At 74.6% G+C, this 20,840-nt stretch carries 19 protein-coding genes and 1 pseudogene; 10 read left to right on the top strand and 10 right to left on the bottom strand.

Features of this window, described 5'->3' with window-relative positions; all coding sequences use genetic code 11:
- Window positions 1-10 precede the first annotated feature (10 nt).
- The 3 genes from ACTWM8_RS10580 (at window position 11) to ACTWM8_RS10570 (ending at window position 2,150) form a co-directional block, all read left to right on the top strand.
- Complete coding sequence (locus ACTWM8_RS10580; RefSeq protein ID WP_446213651.1) at window positions 11-874, top strand: alpha/beta hydrolase family protein; 864 nt, start codon at window positions 11-13, stop codon at window positions 872-874.
- 158 nt (window positions 875-1,032) lie between these two features.
- Window positions 1,033-1,665: a hypothetical protein gene (locus ACTWM8_RS10575; protein WP_446213650.1), complete on the top strand. Its 633-nt coding sequence runs from the start codon at window positions 1,033-1,035 to the stop codon at window positions 1,663-1,665.
- Window positions 1,666-1,760: 95 nt separating this feature from the next.
- On the top strand, window positions 1,761-2,150 hold the full coding sequence (locus tag ACTWM8_RS10570; protein WP_446213649.1) for a hypothetical protein: 390 nt from the start codon (window positions 1,761-1,763) through the stop codon (window positions 2,148-2,150).
- A 131-nt stretch (window positions 2,151-2,281) separates the two neighbouring features.
- Here ACTWM8_RS10570 and ACTWM8_RS10565 read toward each other — a convergent pair whose 3' ends face one another.
- Window positions 2,282-2,455: a hypothetical protein gene (locus tag ACTWM8_RS10565; RefSeq protein WP_446213648.1), complete on the bottom strand. Its 174-nt coding sequence runs from the start codon at window positions 2,453-2,455 to the stop codon at window positions 2,282-2,284.
- 58 nt (window positions 2,456-2,513) lie between these two features.
- Window positions 2,514-3,410, bottom strand: a complete 897-nt coding sequence (locus tag ACTWM8_RS10560) for a DUF72 domain-containing protein (protein ID WP_446213647.1) — start codon at window positions 3,408-3,410, stop codon at window positions 2,514-2,516.
- 119 nt (window positions 3,411-3,529) lie between these two features.
- Between ACTWM8_RS10560 and ACTWM8_RS10555 the strand changes: the two genes are divergently transcribed.
- The 3 genes from ACTWM8_RS10555 (at window position 3,530) to ACTWM8_RS10545 (ending at window position 5,785) form a co-directional block, all read left to right on the top strand.
- Window positions 3,530-4,036 (top strand): DinB family protein, encoded by a 507-nt coding sequence (locus ACTWM8_RS10555; RefSeq protein WP_377606343.1) that lies wholly within the window; start codon window positions 3,530-3,532, stop codon window positions 4,034-4,036.
- A gap of 230 nt (window positions 4,037-4,266) precedes the next feature.
- Window positions 4,267-5,004, top strand: coding sequence for a hypothetical protein (locus ACTWM8_RS10550; RefSeq protein WP_446213646.1), 738 nt, complete (start codon window positions 4,267-4,269; stop codon window positions 5,002-5,004).
- Window positions 5,005-5,062: 58 nt separating this feature from the next.
- Window positions 5,063-5,785 (top strand): Pr6Pr family membrane protein, encoded by a 723-nt coding sequence (locus tag ACTWM8_RS10545; protein ID WP_446213645.1) that lies wholly within the window; start codon window positions 5,063-5,065, stop codon window positions 5,783-5,785.
- Window positions 5,786-5,825: 40 nt separating this feature from the next.
- Here the strand turns inward: ACTWM8_RS10545 and ACTWM8_RS10540 are convergent, their stop codons facing one another.
- The 3 genes from ACTWM8_RS10540 to ACTWM8_RS10530 form a co-directional block, all read right to left on the bottom strand.
- Window positions 5,826-7,892, bottom strand: a complete 2,067-nt coding sequence (locus ACTWM8_RS10540; RefSeq protein WP_446213644.1) for an amylo-alpha-1,6-glucosidase — start codon at window positions 7,890-7,892, stop codon at window positions 5,826-5,828.
- A complete protein-coding gene (locus ACTWM8_RS10535; protein ID WP_446213643.1) occupies window positions 7,889-8,263 on the bottom strand; it encodes an SCP2 sterol-binding domain-containing protein in 375 nt (124 codons plus the stop codon). Before ACTWM8_RS10535 ends, ACTWM8_RS10540 begins: the two co-directional genes overlap by 4 nt.
- A gap of 216 nt (window positions 8,264-8,479) precedes the next feature.
- Window positions 8,480-8,989, bottom strand: a complete 510-nt coding sequence (locus ACTWM8_RS10530; protein ID WP_446213642.1) for a mycothiol transferase — start codon at window positions 8,987-8,989, stop codon at window positions 8,480-8,482.
- An 83-nt stretch (window positions 8,990-9,072) separates the two neighbouring features.
- Between ACTWM8_RS10530 and ACTWM8_RS10525 the strand changes: the two genes are divergently transcribed.
- Together ACTWM8_RS10525 and ACTWM8_RS10520 are read left to right on the top strand one after the other, a co-directional pair.
- A complete protein-coding gene (locus ACTWM8_RS10525; protein WP_446213641.1) occupies window positions 9,073-9,588 on the top strand; it encodes a 2'-5' RNA ligase family protein in 516 nt (171 codons plus the stop codon).
- Between the two features lie 170 nt (window positions 9,589-9,758).
- Complete coding sequence (locus ACTWM8_RS10520) at window positions 9,759-10,151, top strand: MmcQ/YjbR family DNA-binding protein (protein ID WP_446213640.1); 393 nt, start codon at window positions 9,759-9,761, stop codon at window positions 10,149-10,151.
- 23 nt (window positions 10,152-10,174) lie between these two features.
- On the opposite strand, the gene ACTWM8_RS10515 is transcribed toward ACTWM8_RS10520, so the two are convergent.
- Window positions 10,175-10,630 (bottom strand): SRPBCC family protein, encoded by a 456-nt coding sequence (locus tag ACTWM8_RS10515; RefSeq protein WP_446213639.1) that lies wholly within the window; start codon window positions 10,628-10,630, stop codon window positions 10,175-10,177.
- Window positions 10,631-10,977: 347 nt separating this feature from the next.
- Between ACTWM8_RS10515 and ACTWM8_RS10510 the strand changes: the two genes are divergently transcribed.
- Entirely contained in the window at window positions 10,978-12,549 is a 1,572-nt protein-coding gene (locus ACTWM8_RS10510; protein WP_446213638.1) for a phenylalanine aminomutase (D-beta-phenylalanine forming), read from the top strand.
- Entirely contained in the window at window positions 12,546-13,526 is a 981-nt protein-coding gene (locus tag ACTWM8_RS10505; protein ID WP_446213637.1) for an ACP S-malonyltransferase, read from the top strand. The genes ACTWM8_RS10510 and ACTWM8_RS10505 overlap by 4 nt, the downstream gene beginning before the upstream one ends.
- Before the next feature lie 9 nt (window positions 13,527-13,535).
- Here the strand turns inward: ACTWM8_RS10505 and ACTWM8_RS10500 are convergent, their stop codons facing one another.
- The 4 genes and pseudogenes from ACTWM8_RS10500 to ACTWM8_RS10485 form a co-directional block, all read right to left on the bottom strand.
- Window positions 13,536-15,107, bottom strand: a complete 1,572-nt coding sequence (locus ACTWM8_RS10500; protein ID WP_446213636.1) for an amino acid adenylation domain-containing protein — start codon at window positions 15,105-15,107, stop codon at window positions 13,536-13,538.
- Between the two features lie 17 nt (window positions 15,108-15,124).
- Window positions 15,125-16,027: a proline iminopeptidase-family hydrolase gene (locus ACTWM8_RS10495; protein WP_446213635.1), complete on the bottom strand. Its 903-nt coding sequence runs from the start codon at window positions 16,025-16,027 to the stop codon at window positions 15,125-15,127.
- A complete protein-coding gene (locus tag ACTWM8_RS10490; RefSeq protein ID WP_154938578.1) occupies window positions 16,027-16,329 on the bottom strand; it encodes a hypothetical protein in 303 nt (100 codons plus the stop codon). The genes ACTWM8_RS10495 and ACTWM8_RS10490 overlap by 1 nt, the downstream gene beginning before the upstream one ends.
- Window positions 16,330-16,404: 75 nt before the next feature.
- A pseudogene (locus ACTWM8_RS10485) lies at window positions 16,405-20,802 on the bottom strand (SDR family NAD(P)-dependent oxidoreductase); the annotation flags it as partial.
- Between the last annotated feature and the right edge of the window lie 38 nt (window positions 20,803-20,840).

Genomic DNA, 20,840 nt, shown 5'->3' with positions numbered 1-20,840 from the left:
GGCTGGGGCGGTGAGCGGGGACATCGAGTACAGCCAGGAGTTCGTCGACGTCGACGGCGCGCGCATCGGGGTGCAGGTCTACCCCGAACCGGACGGGCCGGCCGGCGCGCCGGTGGTGGTGCTCTGGCCGGCGATGGGCGTCCGGGCCCGCTACTACCGCCCGTTCGCCGCCGCGCTGCGCGACGCCGGCCTGGCCGTCGTCGTGGCCGACCTGCGCGGCACCGGCGCCAGCACTCCCGCGCCGAGCCGCGCCTGCCGGTACGGCTACGCCGAGCTGGCCGGTGACGTCGGGGCGGTGCTCGACGCGCTCAAGCCCCGGCTGGACGGGCGTACCCGGCTGCTGCTCGGGCACTCCCTCGGCGGGCAGGCGGCCCTGCTGCACCTGGCTCTGCACGGCGCGGACGCGGTCGACGGGCTCGCCCTGCTCGCCGTCGGCGTGCCGTACTGGCGCAGCTACCCGGGCGCCCGTGGGTACGGGGTGCTGCCGTACACCCAGGGCATCGCGGCGACCGCGGCGGCGCTCGGCGTCTGGCCGGGCTGGGGCTTCGGCGGGCGGCAGGCGCGTGGGGTGATCCGGGACTGGGCGTACACCGCCCGGACCGGGCGCTTCCCGGTGCTGGACGGGGTGGACGCCGAGGTGGCGGTGGGGCGGGTCGGCACGCCGGTGCTGGCGGTGAGCGTCGACGACGACCAGTACACCCCGCACGGCACCCTGGACCACCTCTGCGCCAAGCTGACCGCCGCGCCGGTCACCCGGGACCGCTACACCACCGCCGAGGCCGGCGCCCCGCTGGACCACTTCACCTGGGTCCGCGCCGGGCGGCCGCTGGCCGCCAGGGTGGCGGCCTTCGCGGCGGGCCTGCCCCGCCGCTGAGCGGCCGTAGCGGCCCGCCCCCAACCACCGGATTCCCCGACGGCACCGCCGGGACGAACGGCGCGGGAGGGGACGTCCCGACCGCCGGTGAGATCGGGTGCGTAGCCGCGCGTCGGGCGGGTATGCCGCTGCGCCCGAATACGGTGGAGGGGGATCAGATGTCCGAACGGCACACCGCACTGCGCTCGATGCACGACCTGGGCCTGGCAGCCTGGTTCGGTGGCTCCCTGATGGGAGCGCTCGGCGTCAACGGGGCGGCGGCGCGGATCAGCGACTCGACTCAGCGACTCCCGGTCGCCTCGGCGGGGTGGTCCCGCTGGACGCCGGTGAACGCGGCGGCGATCGGCGCCCACCTGGCCGGCGCGGTCGGCGAACTGGCCACGGAGAGCCCGCGGGTGTTCAGCCAGCGGGGCGTGGGAAGGATCAGCGCGGTCAAGACGGCGCTGACCATCGGTGCGCTCGCGGTGACCGGATACAGCCGGTTGCTCGGCATGCGGTTGGAGAAGGCCGGCAACCCGCCGGTCGAGGGGATCACCGAGCCGAACTACCAGACCCCGTCCGACGTGGCCTCCTGCCAGCGGCAGATGAAGTTGCTCCAGTGGGCCGTTCCGGCGCTGACCGGGGCGCTGGTCGTGGTCACGTCGTACATGGGCGAGCAGCAGAAGCCCGGCCAGGTGTTCCGCGGGATGCTGGGACGCGCCGGCGGGGTGATGAGCGCGCCGTCGTCGATCGGGAAGCTGGCGGCGATGGGCACGGCCAACCGTCAGCGCCGGATGGCGATGGCCGGCTGAACGCCGTGCCCGACCGGTGGCCGTCGGCGACGGCCGGCGTACCGGGTCGGGACGGGCGCCATAAGCCGGTCGGGAAGACGAGCTGCGAGGTGGCCATGACGGCGAACAAGAGACCGAGGCGGGGTGCGGGGCGGGGGCCGGAGTCCGCCGCCCCCTGGGGCACCACGGACGGCTTCGACGCGGACCCGCCCTGGGGCGCGGGCGAGCACGACCCGATGGACGAGGGCAGCGAGGAGACCGCCGTGCCGGAGGGCCGGCGGGGTGAGCGCCGCGCGGGCGCGCCGAGCGGACCGTCCGGGCCGGCGGGCCGGCACGGCTTCGGGTCGGTGGAGCCGACCCGGATGACGGAGGCGGGGCCGGGCGCCCCGCCCGACCCGGCGCCGTCGGCACGCACCTTCCCCGACGACACGGCCGGCGGGGACCTGCCGGACAACGCGCTGGAGGAGGCCACCGGGATGCACCCGGAGGGGGTCACCCGGGACTGACTGTGGTGTGGCGGGCCGGGCTGGGGCAGGACGACCGCACGGGAAGCCCACCGACCACTTACCACGGCGGGGCCGGCCACGGAGATCCGTGGCCGGCCCCGCCGGCGTCCATCCGGGACCGGGCCCGTCGATCAGGAGCCGGTGCCGTCCTCCTCACCGGCCGGTGGTGGCGGCGGCTCGGCGACGGGCCGGCCCGTCTCGTCCACCAGTCCCGGCGCCATGCTGCCGCCGTGCGCCTCCTCCGCCTCGCGGACCCGCTGGGCCTCGGCGTCGTCCGGCACGCCCGGCTGTCGTTCCTGTGTCATCGCGGCACCTCTCTGTCGTTGCCGGCGCGGTACCCGTGCCCCGGGGCGACAAACCGCCTCACACCCCGGCGCGCTCCGGCGCGGGGGTCACGCCGAGCAGCTCGGCCAGCCGGGCCGCGTCGTGCTGGGCCTGCCCCTCGCAGCAGTTGTTGAACAGCACGTGCAGCTCCCCGGCGCCCTCCGCCAGGTCGGTCAACAGCTCCGCCCAGCGGCGCAGCTCGCCGTCGGAGTAGGCGTAGCGGAACCGGTCCTCCTTGCTGCCGCCCTCCCAGTGGGCGCTGTGCCCGTGGAACCGGACCACCGCCGGCTCGGCCGTGGCGACCATGATCGGTGGCACCGAGGACGGGTGGCCCTGGGGCATGTCCACGCAGACCATGCCGAGGTCGTTGTCGCGCAGGAAGGTCACCGTCTCGGCGGCGGCCGCGTCCTCGAACCACGAGGCGTGCCGCAGCTCCACCGCCACCGGCCAGGGCCGGCAGCGCCCCGCCAGCTCCATGATCCGCCGCCGGGCGGCCTCGCCCCGGGTCAGCCACGGCGGGAACTGCAACAGCACCGCGCCGAGCCGGTCGTCCGCCGCGAGCGGCTCGAGCGCCGCCCGAAACCGGCGCCAGAGTTCCTCGTACGCCCGCTCGGGCAGCTCGCGGCGGCGGATCCGGGCCGGGCCACCGGCCGGCCGCAGGTCCTTCGGCAGCATCGACACCGGCGTCGGATGGCCGGTGAAGAGGCTGAACGCCTTGACGTCGAAGGTGAACCCGGGCGGGGTGGCCTCGACCCAGCCGGCGGTGGTCTCCGGCGCCGGGACCGCGTAGTACGAGGTGTCCACCTCGACCAGTCCGAAGTGGCGGGCGTAGAAGCCGAGCCGGTCGGCGGGCGTCTTCGCCGATCGCGGGTACCAGCCGGACCGCAGCAGCGTCTGGTCCGCCCAGGAGGACGTGCCGACCAAAATGTCACCCATGTAGTTCAGTGGACCGCCGGGGCGCCGGATCGGCAACCGCTGGCGTCGCGTGGCGGGCGCGGAACTGTCGGTGCACCGGCCTAGCCTGAGCCTCGACGACATCGACGGAAGGTGCAGCGATGACCACTTCGGAGCGGGTTCTCACCGGCGAGCGGGCCGACCTGACCCAGACCCTCGGCCGGCACCGGGGTTTTCTGCGGCAGACGGTGCGCGGGCTGACCGACGAGCAGGCCGCGGCGCGCACCACGGTCAGTGAGCTCTGCCTCGGCGGGCTGATCAAGCACGTGGCGGTCACCGAGGACCGCTGGATGCGGTTCGCGGTCGGCGGCGCGGAGGCGATGCAGAGCGAGCCGCTGGACTGGGCGAACGGGTTCCGGATGGTCGAGGGCGAGACCCTCGCCGGGCTGCTCGACCACTACGCGCAGGTCGCCGCCCGCACCGACGAGCTGATCGCCACCCTCGACCTGGACGCCGCGCAGGCGCTGCCGGTGGCGCCCTGGTTCGAGCCGGGTGCGAGCTGGTCGGTGCGCCGGGTCCTGCTGCACCTCATCGCGGAGACCTCGCAGCACGCCGGGCACGCCGACATCCTCCGCGAGGCGATCGACGGCGCCAAGACGATGGGCTGACCCGTCCCGGGTCAGCGGGGTCGCTCGAGGTCGCAGACGTCGTCCCGGATCCCGCCGATCTCGATGGCCTGCCCATCCCGCACATCCGGCAGCGCAACCACCCTCATTGTCACGCCCTGTAAGGGTGCTGACGTGTCGCGGTTGACCTGACGGGTGTCGTCGCGTGATCAGCGCCACCCTCAGGGCGGAGATGTGACGTCGGGGGGGTGCCCGGCGCTGAGGGACACGAGATGAACGCACATCGGATGGACCAGGAAACCGTCGAGCGGCTGCTCGTCGGCCCGGTCGTCGACCCGCACGACGGCCCGGAGCCGCTCGTCCGGCTGCTGACGGCGGTGCGTGCCGCGCCGCACCCCGGCGAGCTGCGCGGGGAGACCGCCGCGATGCACGCGTTCCGCAGCGCCCGCGCCGGGGCGCCGCTGCCGGCTCCGTCGCCCGCCCGCTCGTTCTCCCTGGCCCGACTGGCCGGGCTGAAGGTCGCGCTCGCCGGCCTCGCCGTGGCCGCCACCGGGGGCGTCGCCTTCGCCGCCGCCACCGGCACGTTGCCCGGACCGCTGCACCGCGACGCGCCGGTCACCCCACCGTCCGCCGTGCCGCAATCGACCACGCCGCGCACCACCGCTGGGTCCCCCGCTCCGTCCAGCGTGAAGCCGGAACCGAGCAGGCCGACGCCGGCCGCGTCGATCCTCGGGCTGTGCCGCGCCTACCGCGCCGCGGCCGGCGACAACCCCGGCCGAGCCCTGGACAACCCGGCCTTCGCCGGCCTCGTCACCAGGGCCGGTGGCCGGGACGAGGTGGCCGGCTACTGCGAACGCGTGGTCCGCGACAACGGCCCCTCCGCGCCCCCCTCGGCCATCCACCCGGCGCCCACCCAACGGCCGACCGGCCGGCCCTCGCCCGCACCCTCCACCGCGGGCGGCAAGCCGGACGCCCCCGCCCGGACCGTCCCGTCCCGCCCGACCCACTGACCATCGCCGGCCAGCCGGCTCCGCCGGCTGGTGAGCGCCGGGCTGGTAGCTTGCGCCGATGAGTCTGCGGCGTCGACGCGTGGCGGTGGCCTTCCGCCTGGCGATCGTCATCAGCGTGCTGGCCGGGATCGTGCTCACCGCGCTCGGTCCGGCCACGGTCACCGGCCTCCTGCCGTACTTCACCATCCAGAGCAACGTCGCGGTCGGGCTCTTCGCCGGCCACGCGGGTTGGCGGGCCTGGCGGGCACGGCCCGAGCCGCCGTCGGCGCTCAAGGGCGCGGTCACCCTCTACATCACCATCACCGGGGTGGTCTACCACCTGGTCCTGGCCAACCCGGCCAGCCCCTTCGCGATGCCCCAGCCGGACCGCGCGCTCGGCGAGGCGCTGGGCAACCAGTTCCTGCACACCGTCGTGCCGCTGCTCGCGATCGCCGACTGGGCGCTGTTCGACCAGCGCGGCCGGCTACGGCTGCGCTACGCCGCCTGGTGGCTGGCGTTCCCGCTGGCGTACCTGGGCTTCGCGCTGGTGCGCGGGCTCGTCGTGCACCGGTACCCGTACCCGTTCATCGACGCCGGGCAGCTCGGCTACGCCGGGGTGTCGGTCAGCGCGGTCTTCTTCGCCTTCGCGTTCTGGTTGCTCGGCCTGCTCTTCGTCGGCGTCGACCGCAGACTGTCCCGGCGGGTCGCCGCCCGGCCGGCCGACGCCCCGGCGCCCGCCGTTCCCCCGCCGGGCCCGGCCCCCGACGACGCCGCGACGGAGACACCCGCCGCCCAGCGGTGACCGCGCCGCGGCGACGGTCGAGGGCGCGACGCGGTCGCGGTCAGCGCGGCCGGGAAGGCCGCCCGTTCGCGCGGACCGAGCGGTCCCGGGCGTACGCGTCGGCGTGGCCCCAGCGGCCGGGGACGTCCAGCAGCTCCAGCCGGCCGAACCCCTGCGGCACGGCCGGGGTGACCAGCAGCTCGTCCCCGCAGGGCCGCAGCCCGAGGATGGTGCCCAGCAGCATCAGCAGCGCCCCGGAGGCCCAGGACTGCGGGCTGCCCGCCATCGGCAGCTGGACGGGATACTCGGTGTGCTCGCGTGGGTAGCCGGCGATCACCTCGGGCACCGGGCCGCCGAGCAGCTCCGCGATCGCGAGGACACCGGCCGCGACCCGGGCCGCCTCGTCGTCGTGGTGATAGCGGCGCAGGCCGGCGGCGATCAGCGAGTTGTCCGACGGCCAGACCGCCCCGACGTGCGCCCCCACCGGGTTGTACGGCAACTGCCCCTCGGCCAGCGTCCGCACGCCCCACCCGGTGAACATCTGCGGCCCGAGCAGGTGCTCCGCGACCTGCGCGGACCGCTCCTGGTCGACGATCCCGCTCCACAGCAGGTGGCCGATGTTGGAGGTGAGCGTCTCCACCGGGGTGCCGTCCGGCTCCAGCGCCAGCGCGTAGTGCCCGCGCCGGGGCAGCCAGAAGTCCCGGTTGAACCGCTCCTTGAGCGCCGCCGCCTCCCCCTCCAGCCGGTGGGCGTACGCCGGGTCGCCCCAGAACTCCCGCGCCAGCCGGGCACCCCGCAGCTTCGCGTCGTACGCGTACCCCTGGAGTTCGCAGGTGGCCCGCGGGAGGGCGGGCTGGCGGCCGTCGCGGTGCACGATCGCGTCGGGCGAGTTCTTCCAGGTCTGGTTGACCAGCCCGTTGCGCGAGTTGCGCCGCTGGTAGCGAAGGTAGCCGTCGCCGGTCGGGTCCCCGTACGCGTCGATCCAGTCCAGCGCCATCCGCGCCGGGTGCTGCAGCTCCCGGACCAGCGCGGCGTCGCCGGACCAGCGCTCGTACTCGTCGAGCAGGACGACGAAGAGCGGCGTGGTGTCGGCGGCGCCGTAGTAGAGCGCCGTCGGTTCCTCGCCGAAGCCGGCGGACTCGCCGTAGCGCAGCTCGCCGAGGATCTTGCCGGGCTCCTCGTCGTGGTAGTCGTCGAGTCGCCCGCCTTGGAGCAGGGCCAGCAGCCGCAGCGTGGCCGGGGCCAGTTCAGGGGTGAACGGCAGCGTCTGCAAGCAGGTGATCATGGCGTCCCGGCCGTAGAGCGCCATCGCCCACGGCAGGCCGCCCACCGGCACCGGCGCGGGGTAGGACAACGGTGTGTAGCGCAGCGCGGCCAGGTCGGTCAGCGCGCCCTCGTAGACGTCCGTCAGGACGTCGCGCTCGGCCACCAGCCGCGGGGCCCGATCCAGCCAGTCCCGCAGGTCGTGACGCATGTCGTGGTCGACCCGCTGCCGGTGCGTCGCCAGGCTGGCCCGTACGTCCCGGCCGCCGGCGCCGTGGATGATCATGTTGACGTGCAGGTCGGTGACCCACTGCCCGTTCGGGGGGACGGTGATCCGGTAGGTGATGCCACCCTGGTCGACATGGCCCGGGGCGCTCGTGGAGACCGCCGCCTCCCGGCAGAACCGGTCCCGCTGGTACCGCAGCCGGAGCACTCCCTCGTCGGGGAAGGCGGTCGCGGTCGTCCGGCGGGGCCGGGGGCTGCGGATCTCCGAGGTGTCGGCGAAGTCGGCGTCGATGTCCATCCGGAGGACGAACTCAGCCGGGCCGGTGGAGTGGTTGAGCACCGTGATCCGCTCGTTGAAGCCCTCGTTGATGGAGCGGTACCGGATGATCGAGACGTCCGCGTCGACGTAGTGGCTGGCCGTGCCGGGGACCAGGAAGAACTGTGTCTCGAAGTGGCTGATGTCGTCCCGGGACAGGGCGTGCAGCCGCTGACCGTCGACGGTGAGCACCCAGCGGGACAGGAACCGGGTGTCGAACGAGAAGAGCCCGACCGGCGCCCGTGGGTCGACCTCCATGTCGCCCTGGGCGTCGCTGGCCGCGAAGGCGTTGCCGGCGATGACGTGGACGCGTTCCTGTCTCACCGGCGCAGGCTCTCTCTGGCGACGTCGCGGGGGTGCCGGGCGTCGGCCGGGCCCGGGAAGATTCGCCGCAGGGCCAGCAGCAACCGCATCTCGCCCTGCACGGTCAGCTCGTTGCGCATCAGCGACTGCACCACCTCCGTCCGGCCGTCGACGAGCCGGTCGAAGACCTCCCGGTCGGCCCGCACCACCAGGTCGGCGTCGTCGGGCGAGCGGGTCACGTCGAGACACTGGTCGTGCACGGTGAGGTACCAGTGCTCCGTGCGGCCCCCGTCGTGCAGGTCGAGCCGGATCGTGCCGGCGAGGGTCTCGGGCAGCTGCGGGCGGCGGCGCGACGTCAGCCGCTCCAGGAACTCCGCCCCCGACGTCCCCATCGCACCCCTCCCCCCGTCCGGTCCACAGCCCGGTGAGCACGGTCGCAGGCGTCGGGGTGAGGCCGCCTCACCCGAACCGGGTGAGCCGGCCCGGTCCCTCCCCTCGCAAGCCGGGTTAGCCCGGGGGTGCGCCGCCGGATCCGGGGTAGCAGGAGCGGAGGGAGGCGACGACGGGTGAACTGGACGACCCCGGGGTGCGCCGGGCCGGGTGACGACTCACCCGGCGCGGAGCAGGCCCCGGACGTAGCCGGCCTGGCCGGCGTGCTGGAGGCCGTCGTCGGCCACGCTGACCAGCCGCACCCCGAGGGTCACCGGCGGGTCCCACGCCTCGTCCACCACCCGGTCCAGGTCCGCCGGCCGCAGCCCGGCCAGGAACGTCCGGGTACGCCCCGCGACCGCGTCGTAGTAGTCGACCAGGGCGCGGGAGTTCTCCGGGCGTACCGAGGCGACCCGCTGCGGGGTGTGGCCGTAGCCGGTGTCGTTGGGGTCGGGGTCGAGCCCGAACCGCGCGGCCCAGTCACCGGCGGTCCAGGCCTGCTCCGCGCCGAGCAGGTCGGCGACATGGTGGTCCTGGATCCGGGTCAGGTGCCAGACCAGCCAGCCGACCGGGTTGCCGCCGGGCGCCGGCGACCGGCGCAGTTCCGCCGGGCTCAGCCCGTCCACCGCCGCGCGCACCAGGTCGGGCAGCCGGTCGTAGATCTCGGTCAGCAGGTCGTCCACGTCCACCGGAGCACTCCTTCGCGGGCCGCCGTCTCCCGGTCGGGTACCGCCGGCCGGGGCAAGGTAAACCCGGCATCTAGGGTGATCACGTGGTCGCGGCGCTGGAGCTGTATCTGGACACCGACGCCACCCGTCGCATCCGGGTCCTCTGGGACGCGCTGGAGGCCGAGGGCGTACAGAGCATGCGCTCGCTGCTGGAGCAGCGGCACCGGCCGCACGTGTCCCTCGCCGTGGCGCCCCGCCTCGACCCGGAGCGGGTGGCCGACGCGCTGCGCGGGACGGTGGTCGCCGCGCCGCTGCGGCTGGGTTTCGACCACGCCGGCCAGTTCGTCGGCCGGGTGCTCTGGCTCGGCGTCACCCCCACCGTCGAGCTGCTGGCCCACCACGCCCTGGTGCACGAGCGGCTGATCAGGGCCGGGATCACCCTGTCCGAGCAGTACCGCCCGGGGCGCTGGGTGCCGCACTGCACCCTGTCCATGCGGGTGCCGAACGTGCTGATGGCCGCCGCCGTCCGACGGTGCCTGGAGATGCTGCCCCTGGAGGCGACGGTGGTCGCCGCCGCCGTCGCCGACCACGCCCGCAACATCTCCCACCCCCTCCCCTGACCCACCCCACCCCGCTCCCCCCTTCCCCTCCGCCGAGGCGAGTTGATCAAGAGGTTTGCGTCAGGATTCCGCCTCGGGAGGACGCAAACCTCTTGATCACCTGGCGGTGGCGGACCGGAGGACGGGGTGAGGTCCTGTTCCTGTCGTGCCGCGGGTCGTATGGTCGGACCGTGGCCAGCTGGGAGGACGTACGTCGGCTCGCGCTCGCCCTGCCGGAGACGACGGAGCGGCCGTCGTACGACGGCGCGCCGGCCTGGCGGGTACGCGACAAGCCGTTCGTGTGGGAGCGGCCGCTGCGCCGGGCGGACCACGAGGCCCTGGGCGACGCCGCTCCCGACGGTCCGATCCTCGGCGCGCGGGTGCCCGACCTGGGCGCCAAGGAGGCGCTGCTCGCCGACGACCCGGCGATCTACTTCACCACCCCGCACTTCGACGGCTACCCGGCGGTGCTGGTCCGGTTAGACCGGATCACCGTGCCGGAGCTGACCGAGCTGGTCCTGGACGCCTGGTACGCCCGCGCGCCGAAACGCCTCGCCGCGGCCCACCGCGCCGGCGAGGCGTAGGCACACCCGGGGGAGCTGCCGGTTCAGCGGCGCCAGTCGCGGAAGACGAACCGGTGCACCGCCTTGAGCCCGATGCCGACCGCCAGGGCCCGGGCCCACCGGAACCGACCGCGCACCTCGACCCGGGTGCTGCGGGTGAGCCGGGTCGCCCGACCGCCGGCCGCCGGCGTCAGCTCGAAGGTGTCGCTCAACGCGCTGACGCACGAGTCGAACGGCAGGTCGGTGCGCTCCATCCGGAACGCCAGCCGGGCCGGCGGCGACCATTCGGTGATCCGCTGGTACACGACCCCCTGGTCGGAGACGCACTGCCGGGGCGCGCCGACCGCACCGGGCCCCGCCGGGAGGAAGCACTCGACCGGGGTGGGCGCGCCGAGCCGGAACACCGGGCAGCGGGGCGTCGAGGTGATCCGGGAGTCGCAGAGCAGCGGCCAGACCGCCTCCGGCGGCCGGCGTACCAGGGTCGTGGTCCGCACCAGCATCAGCGCTTACCCCCGACGGTGGGCGCAGCGGCACCTGTCGTATCCATGCCGGTGACGCTACGAACGCGCCGCTGCCGGGGCCTCCCCCGGCCGAGGGAACCCACTCCCCCGGGTCCGGCGTCCGCCGGGGCAAGGGGTCCGGGCCGGGCCCGGGTTAGGGGCCGGTCGCGCCCTTCTAGGGGTACGCCCGGTCTGTTCCACCCGCGACGGAGGCGGCTTGACTGACCCTGCGCACCCGTCGGGTTCCACGGGGCACCTGCTCAGAGGCAGTGCGACACCGCGCTGCCCGCTGGTCCCGCCCGACGCGGACAACGCTGACATCCGTCCCGCGGAGGGGGTTCAATCTCGTGGAATTCACTGTGGCAGCCGACCAGTGGGTCCGGCTGGAGCAACTGGAGGCGGCGGCCACGCACTCGGTGCCGGTCGGCCTCGACGACAAGGTCTGGCAGCGCGTCCAGACCTCCCGGGAGACGCTGCAGCGTTTCGTCGACGAGGGCCGGGTCATCTACGGCGTCAACACCAGCATGGGCGGCTTCGTAGACTGGCTGGTGCCGGTCACCATGGCCCAGCAGCTCCAGGAGAACCTGATCAACGCGGTGGCCACCAACGTCGGGCCGCACCTGGACGACCGGACGGTCCGGGCGATCATGCTGTCCCGGATCGTGTCGCTGGCCCGGGGCAACTCGGCGATCTCGCCGGCGAACCTGGAGAAGCTGATCGCCGTGTACAACGCCGGGGTCATCCCGTGCGTGCCGGAGAAGGGGTCGCTGGGCACCAGCGGGGACCTCGGCCCGCTCGCCGCGATCGCGCTGGCCTGCGTCGGCCAGTGGCGGGCCCGCTACCGGGGCGAGACCATGCCCGCCGCGGAGGCGCTGCGGCTGGCCGGCATCGAGCCGATGACGCTCAGCTTCAAGGAGGGGCTGGCACTGATCAACGGCACCTCCGGCATGGTCGGCCTGGGCGGCCTGGTCTTCGCCCAGGCCAGCCGGCTGCTGGAGACGTACCTGACGGTCTCGGCGCTGTCCGTGGAGGGGCTGCGCGGGATGACCAAGCCGTTCGACCCGCGGGTGCACGAGCTGAAGCCGCACAAGGGTCAGCGCGAGATCGCCGCCCGGCTCTGGCGCACCCTGCAGGAGTCCACCCTGGCGGTCAACGAGCAGGAGACCGAGGCGGCGCTGGCCGCCGAGATGGACTCCTCGGCGAAGGCCGGCTCGCAGCCCATCGAGGACGCGTACTCGATCCGGTGCACGCCGCAGATCCTCGGTCCGGTGCTGGACAGTTTCGTCCGGATCGGCGAGACGCTGGAGGCCGAACTCAACTCGTCCAACGACAACCCGCTGGTGGTGCCGGACGAGAACGACGTCTTCCACAACGGGCACTTCCACGGCCAGTACGTGGCGATGGCGATGGACCACCTGGTCATTTCGCTGACCACCCTGACCAACCTGGCCAACCGGCGGATCGACCGGTTCCTCGACAAGAGCAACAGCAACGGGCTGCCGGCCTTCCTGTGCCGGGAGAACCCGGGCCTGCGGCTCGGCCTGATGGGCGGGCAGTTCATGACCGCCTCGCTGACCGCCGAGACGCGGGCCCTGGCGGTACCGATGTCCGTGCAGTCGCTGACCAGCACCGGCGACTTCCAGGACATCGTCTCGTTCGGCTTCGTGGCCGCCCGGCGGGCCCGGGAGGTGCTCGCCAACGCCACCTACGTGGTTGCCTTCGAGCTGCTCTGCGCCGCCCAGGCGGTCGACATCCGGGGCAACGAGGGTCTCTCCCCGGTCACCCGCGAGCTCTACGAGCGGACCCGCGAGCTGGTCCCCTACCTCGACCGGGACGTCACCATCACCGACTACGTCGAGGCGATCGCCACCCAGATCCTGGCGGCGCCGCCCGCGTACCGGTCGGAGGTCCTGCTGTGACCGGCCCCGCGCCCGACGGCGTCGGGGCGGAGCCCGGCGGTGGGGCCACCGCCGTGGTCTTCCCCGGCATCAGCCCCAGCTCATTCGCGCAGGTCGGACGCTTCCTGCTGATCAACCCGGAGGCGCGCCGGCTGACCGCGCAGGCCGACGAGGCCCTCGGCTGGTCGTTGGTGGACCGTTACCGGCAGGCCGAGGGAGGCTACTCGGAGAGCGAGCGGGTGGCGTTCCTGGTGGTCTGCCTGGCGCTGGCGTACTGGGCCGAGGACGCGCTGGACGTCCGGCCCGACATCGTCGTCGGGCCGAGCTTCGGCGGCACGCCGGCCGCCGTCTACGCCGGGGCGCTCAGCTTCCCCGACGCGGTACGGCTCACCGTCGGCTGGAACCGGCACCTGGACACCTACTTCGCGCACGCCCACACCGACGTGGTCACCCAGTCCTTCGCCCGGACGCCCCGGGCCCGGCTGGCGGAGATCCTCGGCGAGTTGGACGAGGCCGGCGAGTGGTACGAGACGGCCTGCCACGTCGACGACGACTTCTGGATGCTCTCGGTGCGCCGGCACCGCCTGGAGTGGCTCCAGGCGGCCGTGCGGGCGCGCGGCGGCCTGCCGCTGTACACGATGAGTCCGCCGATGCACTCGGCCGCCTTCGCCCCGCTGCGGGCGACGGTGGAGCGGGAACTGGTGGCCGGGCTGCCGTTCACCGACCCGCGGCTGCCGATGGTCTCCGATCACGACGGCGCGGTGCTGACCCGGGGCGAGCAGGTGCGCCGGCTGCTGCTGGACGGGATCGTCCGGCAGGTGCGCTGGCCCGGGACGCTGGAGACGCTGCGCGCCCACGGGGTGTCCCGGCTCTGCGTCTCCGGTCCGGACGGGCTCTGGGGCCGGGTGGACGCGGCGCGGCGACCGTTCGACGTGCTGACCCTGACCCCGGCGCTGGCGCTGCGGCCCCGGCCGCGGCAGCGGACCCTGGTGGGATGATCCGGCGGCCTACCGGGCCGCGCGGGCCAGTTCGGCCAGCGCGGTCCGGTTCGCCTTTCCGTTGGCGGTCAGCGGCAGCTCGGTGAGGAAGTGGAACCGCGCCGGGACCATGTACGCCGGCATGGTGCGCCGGCACCGCTCCACCAGCTCGGCCGCGCCGACGGTGGCGCCCTGCCGGGGCACCACGAAGGCGTGCAGGCTCGGCTCGCCGTCGGCCGCCGGGGCCGCCACCGCCACCGCCGCGCCGACCGTCGGATGGTCCAGCAGCCGGCGTTCCACCTCGCCCAGCTCGATCCGGTTGCCCCGGATCTTCACCATCGAGTCGGTCCGGCCGCAGAAGTACAGCTCCCCGTCGGCCCCCCGGTACGCCAGGTCACCGGAGCGGTAGACGAGCTGCCCGGAGCGGGGCTCCAGGGGGTCGGGCACCAGCACCTGCCGGGTGGCCGCCGGGTCGTCCCAGTAGCCGCTGAACAGCGACGGGCAGCGGACGTGGATCTCGCCGACCGTGCCGGGCGCGTCGACCACGCTGCCGTCGGAGTCGATCAGCAGCAGCTCGGCGCCCGGGTAGCCGTCGCCGATGGAGAGCCGCTCGGCGTCGGCGGGGAGCGGGTCGGGCACCTCGGCGAAGGAGCAGGCCACCGTCTCGGTGGCGCCGAACGCGTTGACGACCCGCAGTCCCGGGTGCAGCTCGCGCAGCCGGCGCAGCTCGGCCAGCGGGAAGTTCTCGCCGGCGAAGAGGATGCCGCGCAACTGGTCCAGGGCGGCCAGGCCGTCGGGCTCGTGGCGCAGCAACGGCCGCCACAGCGAGGGCACGCCGTGCACCACGGTCGCGCCGGCGTCGCGGAGGAAGCCGAGCAGCCGGCGCGGGAAGCTGAGGAACTCGCGGGGCACCGGCGCTAGGGTCGCCCCGCTGCCCAGGGTGACCCCGAGGTCGAACAGCGAGACGTCGAAGGCCAGCGGCGAGGTGCTGGCCACCACGTCGTCGGCGGCCACCACCGGAAAGCGCTGGGCACCCCGGTAGAAGGCCAGCGCGGCGTGGTGGCTGAGCACCACACCCTTGGGCTGCCCGGTGGTCCCGGAGGTGAAGATCAGGTACGCCGGGTCGGTGCCCACCACCGCGCGGCGGCGGCGCTGCCGGGGCTTGCCGGCGGGGGCGACCAGCCCGTCCGGGCTGAACTCGGCGACCGCGGTGATCGACGGCAGTTCCCGGGCCGGGCGGCCGGCGGGCCGGATGTGCAGCACCGGGTCGGTCGCCTCGACGATGGCGCGTACCCGCAGGTCCGGGGTGTCCGGGTCGACCGGCACGAACGCCGCGCCGAGCCGGGAGCAGGCGAGCAGCAGCGCGATGGCGGCGGCGGAGGTCTGCGACTCGATGACGACGCGGTCGCCGGTGCCGACCCCCGCCTCGGCCAGCGCGGTGGCCCGCGCGTCGACCGCGCGGGCCAGCTCGCCGTACGTGACCGTCACCAGCGCGCCGACGGCCCGCTCGATCACCGCCGGCTTGTCCGGGTTGCGGGCGGCGGGGCCGAGTACGAACTGGTCCAGGGTGTCGGCGGGGAACCGCCCGACCGCGTCGGTCATCGGATGTCCGTCCTTCTTCACACCTGCGCGACGGTCTTGAGGTAGTCGCCCACCGTCTGGCGGAACCGCTCCGGCTCCTCCAGGTGCGGCACGTGGCTGGAGTCGTCGAACAGCTCCCAGCGCGCGTCCGGGATGAGGTCGATGAAGGGCCGGACGGTGGCCGGGGTGGCCTCGTCGTGGCGGCCCGAGATGACCAGGGTGGGCACCGCGATGTCGGCGAGACAGTCGGTGACGCCCCATGCCTTCAGCGACCCGATGACGTGGAACTCGCTCGGTCCGTTCATCGCGAGGTACACCGTCGGGTCGTTGTAGAGCTCGTAGAAGGAGGCCTGGTAGTCGCGGGGCCACGGGTCGAGCCGGCACAGGTGCCGGTCGTAGAAGACCTTGGTGGCCCCGTGGTACTCGTCGCTGTCGGTGGTGCCCGCCGCCTCGTGCCGGCGCAGCGTGTCGTCGACCCCGGCCGGCAGCGCGGCGCGCAGCTCCGCCATCGCCTTCAGCCACAGCGGGTACGACGCCGGCGCGTCGGCGATGATCAGGCCCTTCAGGCCGGCCGGCGCCGCCGCCGCGTGCTTCGCCACCAGCAGCCCACCCCAGGAGTGTCCGAACAGGGCGTAGTTGTCGGCGATCCCGAGGTGGCGCAGGAGGTTGTCCAGCTCGTCGAGGAAAAGCTGGACGGTCCAGAACTCGGCCGGCCGGCCCGGCAGGTGGGTGGAACCCCCGTTGCCCAGCTGGTCGTAGTGGACGACGGGGGTGCCGCCGTCGGCGAACACGGAGAGGCTGGTCAGGTAGTCGTGGGTGCTGCCGGGGCCGCCGTGCACGACCACCAGCGCGGTCCGTTGCGGCGACAGCTCCCCCGTGACCCGGTACCAGGTCCGGAATTCGCCGAACGGCGCCGTCCCCTTGGTCGTCGGTGCGGTCACTAGACGCGGCGGCCGGTGACCGGGAAGGTACCGAACATGCCCGGCTTGGCCTTGCCGGTCATGGTGTCGCCGTTGACGGTGACGGTGACCTTCATGGTCAGCGGGACCGGCTTGCGGCACTTGATCTTCCACGAGGCGACGTCGCCGACCAGCTCGCCGTCGATGATGTCGGGGTCGATGACCTGGCCGTTGGCCCGGGCCTTGCCGATCAGCTTCTCACCCTCGGCGGTCAGGTCGACCCAGAGGCTCTGCTTGCCGAGCGGGCTCTCGATGTCCAGCTGCCAGCTGCCGTCGGTGCTCATCCGTTGCTCCCTATCGTGCGTCGATCGCTTCCCGTGGCAGACACTATGGATCGGGACGGGCGGTCCATACCCCTATCAGCCCCTAGGGGCGAGCGTCCCGAGCCACTCCTCGACGACCTCCGCGGCGACCGCCGCCCGGTCCTCGATCATGGTGAAGTGGGTGGCCGCGACGGTGCGGTACTCGTGCGTCGGCTCCCAGGGCCGGGCCTGCCAGGAGCCGTCGTCGGCCGCGTCGGGCCGGAACGGCTCGGCCGCGCCGACGAAGAGCACCGGCGCCTCGACCGGGTCCAGCCGGAACCGGGGCACCAGGTCGAAGTAGCGGTTCATCCCCGACAGGGCGGCGCTGTTGAGCATCCCGAAGCGGGCGTCGGCCTGGACCAGCCCGACGGTGAGCTGCTCCATCAGCCGGGACTGGTCCCGGTCATCGGTGTCGACCCGGTAGGTGTCCATCAGCACCACCCCGGCGGGGCGCACCCCCAGGCTCCGTTCCAGGTGCCCGGCGGTGGCGTAGGCGAGCGTCCCGCCCGAGGAGTAGCCGATGAGGACGAACGGGCGTCCGGCGGCGGCCCGGACGACGCTCTCGGCCAGCACGTCGACCACCGCGTCCACCGAGTCGGGCAGCCGCTCCCCGGCGACGAAGCCCGGGTTGGTCAGCGACACCATCGGACGCCGGCCCCGGAACGCGGCGGCCAGCCGGGCATGCTGGTGCGGCCCGCCGGTGGCCATCGGGGTGCTGATTCCGATGAGCACGGGTGACCCGGGGCCGTCGGCCATAGTGACGCCCGGTGGCACCGCCCCGAAGTCGGCGGCGCAGGTGAACCGGGGTCGCAGGTCGGCCACCGCCCGCAGCAGGTTGAAGCCCTTGAGCACCTCGTTGCCGAGCACCGCCGCCCGGAACAGCCCGGCCAGGGTGTCCGGCTCGCCGGCCGGCTCCGGGGCGGGCGCGCCACCGGCTGCCGGGGCCAGCTCGGCGCGCAGGTGCCGGGCCAGCGCGGCGGGATTCTTGTTGTCGAACACCGCCATCGGGGCCAGCCGCAGCCCGGTCGCCGCGTTGAGCCGGTTGCGCAGCTCCACCGCGGCGAGGGAGTCGAAGCCCAGTTCGAGGAAGTCCCGCTCGGGGTCGACCGCCTCGGGGCCGTCGTGGCCGAGCACGGCGGCGGCGTGGCCGCGTACCAGCTCGGTGACCTGGCGCTCCTGTTCGGCCGGGGACTGCCCGGCGAGCCGGCGGGCGTACCACTCCGGGTCGACGGCGGCCGCGGCGCTGCGCCGGCGTACCCGGGGCAGCAGGCCACGCAGCAGCGCGGGCGGCTCGTCGGCGCGGGCGCGCAGCGCCGCCACGTCGACCTTCACCGGCACCAGCGTCGCGCGGGGACTGCGCAGCGCGGTGTCGAGCGCGGCCAGCCCCTCCGGCACGGTCAGCGCGGGCAGGCCCTGCCGGGCCATCCGCTGCAGGTCCGCCTCGGTGAGCCAGGCGCCCAGGCCGACGTCGGTGCCCCAGAGCCCGTAGGCGACCGAGGTGGCGGGCAGGCCGGCCGCCACCCGGTGCTGCGCGAGCGCGTCGAGGAAGACGTTCGCCGTGGCGTACCCGCCCTGCCCGGCGGCGAGCACCAGCCCGCCGGCCGAGGAGAAGAGCACGAACGCGGCCAGGCCGGCGTCGCGGGTCAGCTCGTGCAGGTGCCAGGCGGCGTCCACCTTCGGGCGCAGCACCCCGTCGATCCGCTCCGGGGTCAGCGAGCCCACCACCCCGTCGTCCACCACCGCCGCCGCGTGCACCACGGCGGTCAGCGGACGCCGGTCGGGCACGCCACCGAGCAGCGCCGCGAGCTGGTCGCGGTCACCCACGTCGCAGGCCAGCACCTCGGCGGTGGCGCCGAGCGCGGCCAGGTCGGCGCGGAGCTCGTCCACCCCGGGCGCCGCCGGCCCGCGCCGGCTGGTCAGCAGCAGGTGCCTGATCCCGTACGCCCCGGCGAGGTGCCGGGCCACCAGTGCGCCCAGCCCACCGGTGCCACCGGTGATCAGCACGGTGCCGTCGGGGTCCAGCGCGGCCGGGGTGTCGGCCGGGGCGTACGGCTCGCGGACCAGGCGGGGCACCAGGACTCGGCCGGAGCGGATCATCAGTTCCGGCTCGTCGGTGGCGAGGGCGGGCCCGAGGACGTCCCGGGACGCGACGGTCCGGTCGGTGTCGAGCAGCACGAAGCGGCCGGGGTTCTCCGCCTGGGCGGCCCGGAGCAGGCCCCAGACCGGCGCCTGGGCCAGCGCCACGTCCGCCCCGTCGGCGCCGACCGCGCCCTCGGTGAGCAGGACCAGCCGGGCGGCGGTGAAGCGGGGGTCGGCGAGCCAGGCCTGGACGAGGTCCAGGACCTCGTACACGCAGCCGCGGACGCCGGCCAGGACGTCGGTGTTCGGCTCGGCAAGCCCGGCGGTGTTGGGTGTGGTCTCCGGGCGGGGGACCCGGAAGAGCACCACGCCGGGCGGCGGAAGGCCGGCGTCCACGGCGGCGCCGAGCGCGGCGAGGTCCCGGTAGCTGGGAAGGCCGCCGTCCCCGCCGGGTGCGGCGAGACCCAGGTCGTTCGCCGGGCCGCCGTCCCCGCCGGGTGCGGCGAGACCCAGGTCGTTCGCCGGGCCGCCGTCCCCGCCGGGTGCGGCGAGACCCAGGTCGTTCGCCGGGCCGCCGTTCCGGCCGAGTGCCGCAGGGGCCGGGGCGTTCGCCGGGCCGTCGACGCCGAGCGCGGTTAGTTCCGGATGGTTCGCCGGGTGGCCGTCACCGCCGAGCGCGGCCAGATTCCGATCGTTTGCCGGGCCGCCGTTGACGCCAGGCACGGCGAGGCCCCCGTCGGTCGCCAGGCCGACGATCCGGCCGAGCGCGTCAAGGTCCGGGGCGTTCGCCCGATCGGTGTCGGCCCCCGGAGCGGCAGGGGTCGATGCGTTCGCCGGACCGGTGTCGGCGCCGGGCGCGGCGCGGTGAGGGCCGGGCTGGCCGATGACGGCCCATCCGGTGCCGGTGGTGGCGGTCGGCAGCTCGGCGGCGGGGGTCCAGGCGAGCCGGTACAGCCCGTCCTGCCGGCTTGGCGCGGCGGCCCGGAGCTGCGTCGCGTCGACCTCCCGCAGGGCGAGGGAGCCGACGGCGGCGACCGGCGCGCCGGAGAGGTCGGCCAGGTCGAGCGAGACCTCGCGGGGCCCGGTCGGGCGGATCGCGACCCGCAGCCCCCGGGCGCCGGTGGCGTGCGGGGTGACGGTGTTCCAGGAGAACGGCAGCATGGTGTCGCCCTGGTCGTCGGCGACGCCGTCGGCGAGCCCGAGCACGTGCAGCGCGGCGTCGAGCAGGGCCGGGTGCAGCACGAACTGCTCGGCCTCGGCGTGCGCGGCGTCCGGCAGGCTGATCTCGGCGTACAGCTCGTCGCCGCGCTGCCAGGCAGCGCGCAGCCCCTGGAAGGTGGGCCCGTAGCCGTAGCCGCGTTCGGCCATCCGCTCGTACGCGTCGCCGGTCGGCAGCGGGGTCGCGCCCGGCGGTGGCCAGGCGGTCAGGTCCACGACGGGCGCCGTGCCGCCGGCGCCGATCCGGCCGTCGGCGTGCCGGGTCCACGGGTCGGCCTCGCCGGTGCGGGAGTGGACGGTGACGGACCGGGAGCCGCCCTCGTCGGGTGGGCCGACGGCGACCTGGAGGGTGACCGCCGTGTTCTCGGGCAGCATCAGCGGGGCGTGCAGGATCAACTCCTCGACCACCGGCGCGTCGGTCCGCTCGCCGGCGGCGACCGCCAGCTCGACGAAGCCGGTGCCGGGGAAGAGGACGGTGTCGCCGACCGTGTGGTCGGCGAGCCAGGGCTGGGTGTCGACGGAGAGCCGGCCGGTGAAGAGCACGCCGTCGGTGTCGGCGAGGGTGACCGACGCGCCGAGCAGCGGGTGCTCGGTCGCGGCGAGGCCGGCCGGGGTTGCCCCCTCGCCGCCGGGCCGCTCCGGACGCCAGTAGCGCTGCCGCTGGAACGGGTAGGTGGGCAGGTCGACGCGGCTGCCGGTGAGTAGTGCGGTCCAGTCGATGGTGATACCGGTGACGTGCAGCCTCGCCAGGGCGGTCAGGGCCTGCCGGTGTTCGTCGTGTCCCCGCTGCAGGGACGGCACGACGGTGACGTCGTCGGTGAGGATGCCCTCGATCATCGGGGTGAGGGCGGCGTCGGGGCCGAGTTCCAGGAAGGTGGTCGCGCCTGCCTGGTGCAGGGCGGTGATGCCGTCGGCGAAGCGGACGGCCTCGCGGACGTGGCGGACCCAGTAGTCGGGGTCGGTCAGCTCGGTGGTGGCGAGGGCGCCGGTCAGGTTCGACACGAGCGGGAGTTGCGGCTCGGCGTAGGTCAGCTCTGCCGCCACGGCGCGGAACTCGTCGAGCATCGGGTCCATCAGCCGGCTGTGGAAGGCGTGGCTTACCCGCAGGCGGGTGGTCTTGCGACCTTGCTCGGTGAAGTGCTCGGCGACGTGCAGCACGGCGGCCTCGGGGCCGGAGATGACCACCGACCGGGCGC

It is taken from the genome of Micromonospora sp. IBSANI012 (genome assembly GCF_052814045.1).
This window is presented reverse-complemented; position numbering and strand designations above follow the sequence as displayed.

Excerpts from the sequence above, each read along its gene's own strand:
- ACTWM8_RS10575 (WP_446213650.1), top strand. The coding sequence starts at position 1,033 with ATGTCCGAACGGCACACCGCACTGCGCTCGATGCACGACCTGGGCCTG.
- ACTWM8_RS10570 (WP_446213649.1), top strand. The coding sequence starts at position 1,761 with ATGACGGCGAACAAGAGACCGAGGCGGGGTGCGGGGCGGGGGCCGGAG.
- ACTWM8_RS10565 (WP_446213648.1), bottom strand. The coding sequence starts at position 2,455 with ATGACACAGGAACGACAGCCGGGCGTGCCGGACGACGCCGAGGCCCAG.
- ACTWM8_RS10560 (WP_446213647.1), bottom strand. The coding sequence starts at position 3,410 with ATGGGTGACATTTTGGTCGGCACGTCCTCCTGGGCGGACCAGACGCTG.
- ACTWM8_RS10555 (WP_377606343.1), top strand. The coding sequence starts at position 3,530 with ATGACCACTTCGGAGCGGGTTCTCACCGGCGAGCGGGCCGACCTGACC.
- ACTWM8_RS10550 (WP_446213646.1), top strand. The coding sequence starts at position 4,267 with ATGAACGCACATCGGATGGACCAGGAAACCGTCGAGCGGCTGCTCGTC.
- ACTWM8_RS10545 (WP_446213645.1), top strand. The coding sequence starts at position 5,063 with ATGAGTCTGCGGCGTCGACGCGTGGCGGTGGCCTTCCGCCTGGCGATC.
- ACTWM8_RS10535 (WP_446213643.1), bottom strand. The coding sequence starts at position 8,263 with ATGGGGACGTCGGGGGCGGAGTTCCTGGAGCGGCTGACGTCGCGCCGC.
- ACTWM8_RS10515 (WP_446213639.1), bottom strand. The coding sequence starts at position 10,630 with ATGCTGGTGCGGACCACGACCCTGGTACGCCGGCCGCCGGAGGCGGTC.
- ACTWM8_RS10500 (WP_446213636.1), bottom strand. The coding sequence starts at position 15,107 with ATGACCGACGCGGTCGGGCGGTTCCCCGCCGACACCCTGGACCAGTTC.
- ACTWM8_RS10490 (WP_154938578.1), bottom strand. The coding sequence starts at position 16,329 with ATGAGCACCGACGGCAGCTGGCAGCTGGACATCGAGAGCCCGCTCGGC.